Source organism: Kitasatospora sp. NPDC047058 (assembly GCF_040643935.1).
In the GTDB taxonomy this organism is placed as follows: domain Bacteria; phylum Actinomycetota; class Actinomycetes; order Streptomycetales; family Streptomycetaceae; genus Kitasatospora.
The window spans coordinates 1-9765 of record NZ_JBEYVJ010000278.1 but is presented as its reverse complement, the minus strand read 5'-3'; the positions used below and the strand labels follow the sequence as shown (position 1 = coordinate 9765).

The 9765-nt window shown below is 74.4% G+C and carries 10 protein-coding genes and 1 pseudogene; 5 read left to right on the top strand and 6 right to left on the bottom strand.

The window, feature by feature from the left end; genetic code table 11:
• Positions 1-412, bottom strand: a pseudogene (locus ABZ885_RS29565) (aminoglycoside 3'-phosphotransferase); the annotation flags it as partial.
• A gap of 136 nt (positions 413-548) precedes the next feature.
• On the opposite strand from ABZ885_RS29565, the gene ABZ885_RS29560 reads away from it, so the two are divergent.
• The 3 genes from ABZ885_RS29560 (at position 549) to ABZ885_RS29550 (ending at position 2972) form a co-directional block, all read left to right on the top strand.
• Complete coding sequence (locus ABZ885_RS29560) at positions 549-1409, top strand: class I SAM-dependent methyltransferase (RefSeq protein WP_360195109.1); 861 nt, start codon at positions 549-551, stop codon at positions 1407-1409.
• Positions 1410-1547: 138 nt separating this feature from the next.
• Positions 1548-2111: a dihydrofolate reductase family protein gene (locus ABZ885_RS29555; protein ID WP_360195106.1), complete on the top strand. Its 564-nt coding sequence runs from the start codon at positions 1548-1550 to the stop codon at positions 2109-2111.
• Between the two features lie 204 nt (positions 2112-2315).
• A complete protein-coding gene (locus tag ABZ885_RS29550) occupies positions 2316-2972 on the top strand; it encodes a DUF4360 domain-containing protein (protein WP_360195104.1) in 657 nt (218 codons plus the stop codon).
• A gap of 68 nt (positions 2973-3040) precedes the next feature.
• Here ABZ885_RS29550 and ABZ885_RS29545 read toward each other — a convergent pair whose 3' ends face one another.
• From ABZ885_RS29545 to ABZ885_RS29530, 4 genes are all read right to left on the bottom strand, one after another.
• Complete coding sequence (locus tag ABZ885_RS29545) at positions 3041-3607, bottom strand: DinB family protein (protein WP_360195101.1); 567 nt, start codon at positions 3605-3607, stop codon at positions 3041-3043.
• A 178-nt stretch (positions 3608-3785) separates the two neighbouring features.
• Positions 3786-5348 (bottom strand): hypothetical protein, encoded by a 1563-nt coding sequence (locus ABZ885_RS29540; RefSeq protein ID WP_360195098.1) that lies wholly within the window; start codon positions 5346-5348, stop codon positions 3786-3788.
• A gap of 126 nt (positions 5349-5474) precedes the next feature.
• Positions 5475-6104, bottom strand: a complete 630-nt coding sequence (locus tag ABZ885_RS29535; protein WP_360195096.1) for a hypothetical protein — start codon at positions 6102-6104, stop codon at positions 5475-5477.
• 192 nt (positions 6105-6296) lie between these two features.
• Positions 6297-6752, bottom strand: coding sequence for a MarR family transcriptional regulator (locus ABZ885_RS29530; protein WP_360195093.1), 456 nt, complete (start codon positions 6750-6752; stop codon positions 6297-6299).
• Positions 6753-6837: 85 nt separating this feature from the next.
• Between ABZ885_RS29530 and ABZ885_RS29525 the strand changes: the two genes are divergently transcribed.
• Positions 6838-7785, top strand: coding sequence for a zinc-binding alcohol dehydrogenase family protein (locus tag ABZ885_RS29525; RefSeq protein ID WP_360195090.1), 948 nt, complete (start codon positions 6838-6840; stop codon positions 7783-7785).
• A gap of 101 nt (positions 7786-7886) precedes the next feature.
• Here ABZ885_RS29525 and ABZ885_RS29520 read toward each other — a convergent pair whose 3' ends face one another.
• On the bottom strand, positions 7887-8795 hold the full coding sequence (locus ABZ885_RS29520; protein ID WP_360195087.1) for a LysR family transcriptional regulator: 909 nt from the start codon (positions 8793-8795) through the stop codon (positions 7887-7889).
• A gap of 175 nt (positions 8796-8970) precedes the next feature.
• Here ABZ885_RS29520 and ABZ885_RS29515 point away from each other — a divergent pair.
• A partial coding sequence (locus tag ABZ885_RS29515; RefSeq protein WP_360195085.1) for an EamA family transporter occupies positions 8971-9765 on the top strand: 795 nt, incomplete at its 3' end.

Genomic DNA, 9765 nt, shown 5'->3' with positions numbered 1-9765 from the left:
CCGACCAGTCGAACGGGCAGTCCGCGACGGGCAGCGCCTCGTGCAGGGCGCGCAGCCCGGCGCCGATCGCGCGGACGGCCGTGCCGGGATCGCGCTTCCAGCGCTCGTCCACGGCCGAGCGCCCCGGCAGACCGTCGGTGACCATCCAGGAGCCGGTGGGGCCGGAGCCCTCGTCCACGACGCGCGGCACCACGGTGAAGCCGGCGGCCCAGCGCAGGCGCGCGGCCTCGGCCGTCAGGTCGAGCCAGCTGCCGGCGGGGTTCCATTTGACGAACTGCCGGGCGTCCGTGCCGATTTGGAAGGTCAGCCCGTCGGCCTCGTTCTGCCAGACGGCCCGCACCGGGCGTCCGTCCGCGAGCTCGGTCACTGGGGGCGGGACCTCGACCGGTCCCTGGGGCTCCGTGGCGATCATCCGGTCATTCTGTCCGGGCCGGTCGGTGCGCCGCCTCCCGTTTTCCCGCCCGGGAACGGCAGCCTGGAGCCCGAGCGGGCTTGCGGGGGAAGCGGAGCGATCACCGTCGGGTGAAGGCGGGCAACAGGAGGCGATCATGGCGGAAGCACAGCCGGCCGGCGACGGACCGGCACCCGGGTGGAACGGCCGCTCGGGCAACGCCTGGGTCGACAAGCAGGCCGTGCTGGACGGGATGCTTCAGCCGCTGGAGGACCTGCTGGTCGAGGCGGTCGCTCCGCAGGACGGCGACCGGGTGCTCGACGTCGGCTGCGGCACCGGCGCCACGACGCTGGCCCTGGCCCGGCGGGTCGGCGCGCAGGGCCGCTGCGTCGGCGTCGACATCTCCGAAGCCGTGATCGCCGCGGCCCGGGTGCGCGCCGGGCGGGAGGGCCTGCCGGTCGGCTTCGTCCACGCCGACGCCGAGGAGTACGCGTTCGAGCCCGCCTCGTTCGACGCCGTCGCCTCGCGCTTCGGCGTCATGTTCTTCGGCGACCCCGTGCGGGCCTTCGCCAACCTGCGGCGGGCCGCCCACGACGGGGGCCGGTTGTGCTTCGTGAGCTGGCGCGGCATCGAGGAGAACCCGTTCATGTCGACGGCCCAGCGCGCCGCCGCGCCCCTCCTGCCGGACCTCCCGGCCCATCGGCCGTCCGGCCCGGGGCAGTTCGGCCTCGCCGACCCGGATTTGATCCGGCGGGTGCTGGCCGGGAGCGGATGGTCCGGGGCCGGGCTCCGGCCGGTCGACGTGGAGTGCACCCTGCCCGAGGCGGAGCTGGTCGGGTACTTCACCCGGCTCGGCGCGCTCGGCCTGGCCCTGCCCGGGGTGGACGAGCGGACCCGCGCCCGGGTGGTCGAGACGGTCCGGGCCGCCTTCGAGCCGTTCGTGGACGGCGCGCAGGTCCGCTTCACCGCGGCCTGCTGGCTGGTGAGCGCCCGGGCTGGAGAGCCTCGCCGCCGATGACCCGCCGACCGCCGATGACCTGCCGCTCTTCCGGCTGAGCCACCGGGCGCGAGGACACGGGTGGGCTCGGATCGCGTGCCGACGAGTTTCCCGCGTGCCGCTCTGTACGCTGAGACCGACCCACGGAGGGCTGGCGCCATGCGGAAACTGATCTACGGCATGAACCTGACCCTGGACGGCTACATCGCCGCGCCCGGCGACGACATCGGCTGGAGCGTGCCGACCGACGAGCTGTTCCAGTTCTGGTCCGACCAGCTGCAGGCGACCGAGCTGTCGCTGTACGGGCGCAAGCTGTGGCAGACGATGAGCTCCTACTGGCCGACCGGCGACCAGCAGCCCGACGCCACCCCGGCGGAGATCGAGTTCGCGCGCCGCTGGCGGGACATGGCGAAGGTGGTGTTCTCCTCGACGGTCGACACGGTCGACTGGAACACCCGCCTGGTCACCGGTGACGCGGTCGCCGAGATCACCCGGCTCAAGGCCGAGGACGGCGGCCCGATGGACATCGGCGGCGCGACGCTCGCCGGGGCTGCCATGCGGGCCGGGCTGATCGACGAGTACCTGCTGGCCACCGCGCCGGTCCTGGTGGGCGGCGGCACGCCGTTCTTCACCGCACTGGACAACTGGGTGAACCTGAACCTGGTGGAGACGCGGACGCTGCCCTGCGGCGTGATCCTCACCAGGTACGAGACGAGGCGCTGAGCGCCCGTCACGCGACGCGGCCGCCCGCCGGGGGCGTGAGCGCGCCGGCCCGCGCCGGTCGGTTTGCTCCGGCTGCGCCGTGATGCGCCCCGCTGCTCCCCTGTACGGGGGTCATCCCAGCTGCTGACATGGACGCGACAACCCGCCGGGTGGTCCGCACGTGGGGGTGCGCGACCGGCACGCCGGCGGGCAAGCGGAAGGAAAATGCCTGTGACCCTACGCATCCTGGCCGCCGGCGGCGCCGTCGCCGTCCTGCTCTCCACCCCGTTGGCCGGCGTCGCCGCCGGCACCGGGTGGACGACGCCGCCGCCGGACAAGATCGTCATCGACGTGGCCACCGTCAACGGCTCCGGCTGCCGGCCCGGAACGGCGGCCATCGCCGTCTCCCCGGACAACACCGCCTTCACGGTGACGTACAGCGAGTACCTGGCCCAGGTCGGCGTCGGCTCCAAGCCCACCGACTTCCGCAAGAACTGTCAGCTCAACCTGAACGTCCACGTCCCGCAGGGCTTCACCTACGCGATCGCCTCCGCCGACTACCGCGGATTCGCGCACCTGGAGAAGGGGGCGACCGCGATCCAGAAGGCCAGCTACTACTTCCAGGGGTCACCCCAGACCGCCGCGAGCACCCACCAGTTCGCCGGAGAGATCGACAACAGCTGGCAGGTGACCGACACCGTAAGCGTCGCGGCGCTGGTCTGGTCGCCCTGCGGGGAACTGCGCAACTTCAACATCAACACCGAGCTCCGGGTCGGCGCCGGCACCTCGGACCCGACCAGGACCACCAGCTTCATGACCATGGACTCGACCGACGGCAGCATCAATACCGTCTACCACCTGGCCTGGAAGCACTGCCCCTGATCGCGGGAAGGTCCCGCGCCCGCGCCCGTGTCCGGCTCCCCGGTGGCCGGGCACGGGCGCGGCCCGGTTCAGCCCATCGTCTTGGCGCCGTCGAGGCCCTCACGGATGATGTCGGCGTGGCCGGCGTGCTGCGCGGTCTCGGCGATGATGTGCAGCAGCACCCGCCGCACCGACCAGCGCGCCCCCGGCTCGTTCCACGGGGCCTTCGGCAGTTCGTGGGAGAGGTCCAGGTCCGGCAGCACGGCGACCAGCTCGTCCGTGCGGCGGGCCGCCTCCGCGTAGTCGGCCAGGACACCCTCCAGCGTGTCGCCCGGCAGCATCCGGAAGTCGTCGGCCCGCTGGGCGAAGTCCTCCTCGGTCATGGCGGTGAAGTCGCCCATCGCGGAAGGGCCTTCGAGGATGAAGCCCACCCAGGCGCGCTCGACCGACGCGACGTGCTTGACCAGCCCGCCCAGGCACAGCTCGCTGACGGTGGTGCGGCGGCCGGCCTGCTCGTCCGTCAGGTCGCGGGTGGTGAAGCGCAGGAACTGCCGGTGCTTCTCCAGCGTCGCCAGCAGATCGGCCCGCTCCCCGGTGACCTGCCCGCCGGTGGCGGTGGTCGCGGTGCTGCTGCCGGTGGTGGTGGTGTTCGTCATGGTGTTCCGCCTTCGTCGGTCCTCTTCGGTGACAGGAGAAACAGTAGGAGGCATCTAGGTCAGATCATGTCCTAGCTCGCCGCCCCTCCGGAGACGGCGCGAGCAGGAAGTCGGCCGGGTCGACCTCCTGCTCGTATGCAGGTGCTCCGAGGCGCCGGCGAATCAGCCGGACGGACCGTCAGAACGGCAGCAGCCGCCGGGCGAAGACGTCGGCCGCCTGGTTGGAGTCCGGCGCCACCAGCGTGCCGTCCTCCGCGCCGAACAGCACCGTGGTGCCCAGCGCGTCGAGCACCGGCCCGTACGAGGCACCCGTGTTCTGCGCGCCGTCCGAGGCCACGCTGACCCGCTCGGTGCGGCCGGTCCACAGGTCGTGGCGGAACACGTCGTCGGCCTGGTTGGTGTCGCCGGCCACCAGGTTCTCCGCACCGGAGGCGAAGAAGAGCCAGCGGTTCCCCAGGGCCAGCCGGGGGCTGGAGAACGAGCCGTCCGACGTGGTGCCCGGCAGGGCGGCGGCGAGGTGCCGGACGCCGCCCGACCGCAGGTCGCGGACGAAGAGCTCGAGGTGCCGGCCGCCGGCGCCGCCGTCCGGCCCCTGGTTCACGACCGGGAGCGAGTAGACGGCGTAGCGGCCGTCCGGACCGACCGAGGCGTCCGCGACGCCCACCAGTTCGCCCGCCTCGTCGGTGCTCGCACCCCGCGTCCGCCCGGTCGCCACCTCGTGGACGTAGAAGGGGTAGAGCCGCGGCTTCAGGAGCGTGGCGCGCTCGCCGGCGGCCGCCTGCGGCCCGGCGCCGGTCCGGGCCGGCTGACCGGACCGGTGCCCGAAGCCCTCGTCCGGCGCGTTGTCCGGCGCGTTGTCCGGCGCACCCTCGTCCGGCGTGCCGCCGGCCTGGGACTGCGCCGCCTTCGCGGGCCCGCCCCCGGCGGGCGGGAGCAGGTTGGTGGCCTTGGAGACGAACCCGACCGTGCTGCCGTCCGCGCTGATCTGCGGGTCCGCCGAGGGCCCGTTGGCCGGCGAGCCGTCCGCACCGGCGGTGGCCAGGCGGGTGGTGCCCGTCCACCGGTCGGTGACGTAGATGTTGGCCTTCGACACCCGCTCGCCGGGCAGCAGGTCCGTCCGGGTGGACGCGAACGCGACGTAGCGGCCGTCCAGGCTCACCGACGGCAGGTAGGAGTCCAGGCCCGGCTGCTCCCGGCCCGGGTCCCCGGTGGTGAGCCGCTCGGTGCGGCCGCTCCTGCGGTCGCGGACGTAGACGTCCTCCGCGCGGTTGGTGTCCCCGGCGACGAGCGCGGCGGTGGAGGTGAACACGACGAACCGGCCGTCGCCGCTGATCGCGCCGTCGTACGACGCGCCGTCCGCCTGGCCGCCGGCCCCGGTCAGGCTGACCCGCTCGGTGCGGCCGGTCCAGAGGTCCCGGGTGAAGACGTCGGTCCGGCCGTTGGTGTCGCCCGGGACCAGGTTGGTGGCGGCGGAGGTGAACACCGCGTACCGTCCCTCGGCGCTCAGGCCGGTGCCCCAGGAGGAGTCGTTCGGCTGCGTCCCCGCGGTGCCGGTGCTGACCCGGGTGGTGGCCGGACCGAACGGAGCGGCCTGGGCGGTGGCGGCCGTGCCCGCCAGGGCGGCGGCGACCAGGACGGCCGCCGCACGGGCGGTCAGGCGGCGGCGTCCCGCCGTCGGGCGGCCGGCGGCGCCGGGCCCGGTCGTGGTGGTGCATGGCGTGCTCGTCATCGTGCTCGTCATGGTGCTCGGCTCCCTCGCTCGCGCCCTCACCGCGTTGCCGCGGCCCGCCCCCCGGCGGCCGGCTCGGGCCGAGCCAACCGTCTGCCCCGGGGCGCGGTCAATGCCGCGGCCGGGGCCTTGACGACTTCACGCCAACCCGGCGACCGCGGGGCGACTCCCGCGACGGCGGCGCCAGTAGGCCACCGTGACGACGGCCAGCAGCGGCCCCCAGAGCAGGAGCGGGGCGTAGCAGACCGCCAGGACGACGGTGCGCCAGTCGTGCGTCGCCAGCGGGACGCCGTCGTCCAACGCCCGCCCCTGGAGCGTCCGGCCCCCGGCGACCATGACGGTGAAGAGGGGCGGCACGACCGTCAGCACGGTGGCGCCCAGCCCGGCCGGGAGGACGGCGGCCGCGACCGGGACCCTGCGCCCGCTCAGCCCCGGGATCCAGCGCGGGAACACCTCGCCCCACGGGGCGGTCAGCCCGACGGCGGCGAAGGCCAGCACCTCGGAGACCAGCGACAGCAGGACCACGTACAGCTCCAGCGGCAGCCAGCCGGGGAGGTTCCCCGAGGCCTGCGGTCCGCCGCCGTCCAGCGGGGCGTGGAACGTGCAGGTGGCGATGCGCCAGGCGCTCGACGGCAGCACCGTGAACGGGATCGCGAACGCGGTGGTCCGCACCCACCGGGGCACCCCGGGCACGGTCGTGTGCGCGGCCGCCCAGGCGGAACGCAGCCGCCCGGACGGGCGGCGTGGCAGGTCGGTGACGGCGGTCATGGGCGGTTCTCCGGTCGCGGTCCGGGGCCGTGCACCGCGCCCGGTCCCGGGACGAAGATCGCAGCCCCCCGGTGCTGCCCGCCTCACCCCGGGGAGGGAACCGCCTCCCCCGCCCGGGGGAGACGGTCCCAAGGCCGCGCCTTGGGCGGGCCGAGTCTGCGCCCCGGCTGCGCCCCGTGCGCCCCGGCTCCGTCAGCGGGTGCGCGCGGCCGGCGTCTGCTCGACGAGGGTCGCCGTGGCGCGGTCGAGGAACTCGCAGAAGCGGCGGTGCTCCTCCTCGGTGAAGCGCTCGGTCAGCGCACGTTCGAGGACGATGACCTCCTGGTAGGCGTGGTCGAGCAGGTCACGGCCGGCGTCGGTGAGCTCGGCGATCATGACCTTCGCGTGGACCGCGGAGGACTGCCGCTCGATCAGCCCCTTGCCCTGCATGCCGTTCAGGACGGTGGCCATGCTCTGCTGGGTCACGCCGCAGGTGCGGGCCAGCTGGGCGCCGGACCTGCCGCCCTCGCGGGCGAGGGCGAGCAGCACGGTGTACTGGGTCATGGTGAGCCCGTAGCCGCGGAGCACCGCCTCGTGATGGGCCATCAGCGCCTGCTCCGCGCGCCGGATCCGGGTGCACAGATATTCCTCGACCGGCACGTCGGCCATGTCTCAACATCCTTCCTTGACTCAGCATCCTGAGACTCGCTAGCGTTCGAGTATCAGGATACTGAGTCAACGCAGGGGGTTGAGCATGAAGGCCGTTGTGCTGGGGGCCGACGACCGGTTCCGGCTGTCCGAGGTGGCCGAGCCGGTGCCGGGCCCGGGTGAGGTGGCCGTCCGGGTCGCCTATGCCGGGGTCCAGTGGGGTGACGTCCTCGTGCGGGACGGGCACTTCCCGCTCCCGCGCCCGTTCGTGCCGGGCTTCGAGGCGGCCGGCCGGATCGTCGCGGTCGGCGAGGGCGTGCCCGGGGAGCGCCTCGGCGAGCAGGTGCTCGCGCTGGTCGGCGGGGGCGGCTTCGCGGAGGTCGTGACCGCGCCGTCGGCCCTGGCGCTCCGGGCGGACGGCATCGACGCCCGCACCGCCGCGGCAGCGGGCTGGATCGCCCCGACCGCCCACGAGTTGGTCGACGCCGTGGCGCGCACCGGCCCCGGCGACAGCGTGCTGATCCACGCCGCGTCCGGCGGAGTCGGCACCCTCGCGGCGCAGTTCGCCGCCGCGGCCGGCGCCCGGCGCATCGTCGGTGTGGCCGGCAGCGCCGAAAAGGCCGACTATGCAAGGCAGTTCGGATATCACCACGTCCTGACGCGGGGGCAGTTTCCGGAGGAGCTCGGCGAGGAGACCTTCGACGTGATCCTCGACCCCGTCGGCGGTGCGACCCGGGTGGCCAACCTCGCCCGGCTCGCATCGCACGGCCGGCTCGTCGTCTACGGCAACCTCGCCGGCTTCGACCCGGTCGACGTCCCGGTGAACGACCTGCTGATGAACGGGCAGTCGCTGCTGACGTACAACAGCCACCTGCTCAGCGGGACCGACCCGGCGAGGCTGGCCGCCGGTGCCGCCCGGGCGCTGGCGATGCTGGCCGCCGGCTCGGTGCGTGTCGACGTCACGGCCGAGCACGAACTCGGCGATGTGGAGGCCGCGATCGCGAACCTCGCCAACGGCGCCACCCGCGGCAAGAGCATCGTCCGCGTGGGGTGACCACGGGGTCGACGAGGCCGTAGCGTGCGGGTGCGCCTGCGGGTGCGGGTGCGAGGCCGTCGGGTGCGCGCGGGCGCAGGTCGGACCGGGGTCGTCGCCGTTCAGGACTCCGGTCCGCCGCGCGGGGCGGCCCGCTCCCGGAGGAGTTCGCGCACCAGGGCCAGTGCCGGCCACTCCAGCCGCCCGTGCCGGGCCACCGCGTAGGCGCGCAGCACCACCGGCGGATCCTCCAGCGGCACGAACCGCACCCCGGGGACGAGTTCGCGGTCCGCCGGCAGCAGCGACACGCCCAGGCCGGCGGCGACCATGCGCTGCACCAGGTCGAGGCTGTCGGCGCGGTGGGTGATGTGCGGGTCGGACCCGGCCATCGAGGACAGCGTGCGCACCACCGCCTCGTCGGCGGTGTGCCGGGAGTTGGCGATCCAGTCCAGCCCCGCACAGCCCGCGAAGACCTCGGTGGACGGGCCCGCGGGCAGGTCCAGCCCCGTCGGTGCGATCAGGCCCCAGCGGGCCGTCCACAGCGGCAGCGTCGCCACCGACCGGTCGACCGGGGCCGGCGCGAGGTTGTAGTCGTAGGTCAGCGCGAGGTCCACCGCGTCGTCCGCCAGCAGCGTCAGCGCCTCCGGCGGCTCGTGCTCGCGCACCAGCAGCCGCACCCGCGGGTACTGCTCGGCGAGCCGCACGACCAGCGGCAGCAGGAAGTCGCGCACCGCCGTCATGTACCCCGCCACCCGCACGGTGCCGTTCGGCTCGGCCCCCGCGCTCAGGTCGATGCGCGCGGCCTCCACCGCGTCCAGGATCCGGGCCCCGTGCTCGACCAGCCGGCGGCCGGCCGGGGTCAGCCGCACGCCGCGGCCGTCCGGCTCGACGAGGACCTGCCCGACCTCCTTGGCCAGTGCGGTGATCTGCTGCGACACGGTCGAGGTCGTCACGTGCAGGCACTCGGCGACGGCGCGCATCGAACCGAGGCGCGACAGTTCGCAGAGCAGGGCGAGGCGGCGGGTGTCCATGAGCCCCATCGTTCATGATTCATGAACGGACTGTCCAGGAATAGCACGTGGACGGCAACGGTCGGTCGGCGGTGTACTGATCCTTATGACCGCCCCCGACCAGTCCGTATCCCCTCGCGCCGGCTCCCGGGCCGGATCCCGGGCCGGCACCGGCGCCGCCATGACGCTCGCCGCCATGACGTCCGTCCAGGCCGGCCTGGCCCTGGCCGCGGACCAGTTCGACAGGATCGGCCCGGTCACCGCCGCCTGGCTGCGGCTGGTCTGGGCCGGGCTGATCCTGCTCGTCCTGGCCCGGCCCCGGCGATCCGACTTCACCCGCGCCGGGCTGCGGGCCTGCCTGCTGCTCGGCGCGGTGACCGCCGGGATGATGACCCTGTTCATGCTCGCCATCGCCCGCATCCCGCTGGGCACGGCCAGCGCCCTGGAGTTCCTCGGCCCCCTCGCCGTCTCCCTGTACGCGGGCCGCCACGCCGGACTGCTGCGCTGGAGCGCACTCGCCGCGGGCGGGGTCCTCCTGCTCACCGAACCCTGGCAGGGCGGAACGGACCCGGCCGGCCTCGCCCTCGCGCTGGGGGCCGGCGCGTGCTGGGCCGGCTACATCGTCCTCACCCAGCGCGCCGGCGACCAGGTCGAGGGGCTCAAGGGGCTCGCCGTCTCGCTGCCGACCGCCGCAGTCGTCACCACCGTCCTCGTGGGCCCCGCCGCGATCGGCGCCGTCACCCCGTCCCTGGCGTTCACCGGGCTGCTGCTGGCCCTGCTCGCGCCGCTGGTCCCGTTCATCCTGGAACTCCTCGCCCTGCGACGGCTCACCACGGCCGCCTTCGGCACCCTGCTGAGCCTCGAACCGGCCATCGCCCTCGCCATCGGGGCCGCCGTCCTCGGGCAGGTCCCGGGACCGGTCGGCATCCTCGGCGTGGTCTGCGTGGTCACCGCCGGCATGGCCGTCGTCCGCGGCGGCGAACGGGCGCCC

Excerpts from the sequence above, each read along its gene's own strand:
- ABZ885_RS29560 (WP_360195109.1), top strand. The coding sequence starts at position 549 with ATGGCGGAAGCACAGCCGGCCGGCGACGGACCGGCACCCGGGTGGAAC.
- ABZ885_RS29555 (WP_360195106.1), top strand. The coding sequence starts at position 1,548 with ATGCGGAAACTGATCTACGGCATGAACCTGACCCTGGACGGCTACATC.
- ABZ885_RS29550 (WP_360195104.1), top strand. The coding sequence starts at position 2,316 with ATGCCTGTGACCCTACGCATCCTGGCCGCCGGCGGCGCCGTCGCCGTC.
- ABZ885_RS29545 (WP_360195101.1), bottom strand. The coding sequence starts at position 3,607 with ATGACGAACACCACCACCACCGGCAGCAGCACCGCGACCACCGCCACC.
- ABZ885_RS29540 (WP_360195098.1), bottom strand. The coding sequence starts at position 5,348 with ATGACGAGCACGATGACGAGCACGCCATGCACCACCACGACCGGGCCC.
- ABZ885_RS29535 (WP_360195096.1), bottom strand. The coding sequence starts at position 6,104 with ATGACCGCCGTCACCGACCTGCCACGCCGCCCGTCCGGGCGGCTGCGT.
- ABZ885_RS29530 (WP_360195093.1), bottom strand. The coding sequence starts at position 6,752 with ATGGCCGACGTGCCGGTCGAGGAATATCTGTGCACCCGGATCCGGCGC.
- ABZ885_RS29525 (WP_360195090.1), top strand. The coding sequence starts at position 6,838 with ATGAAGGCCGTTGTGCTGGGGGCCGACGACCGGTTCCGGCTGTCCGAG.
- ABZ885_RS29520 (WP_360195087.1), bottom strand. The coding sequence starts at position 8,795 with ATGGACACCCGCCGCCTCGCCCTGCTCTGCGAACTGTCGCGCCTCGGT.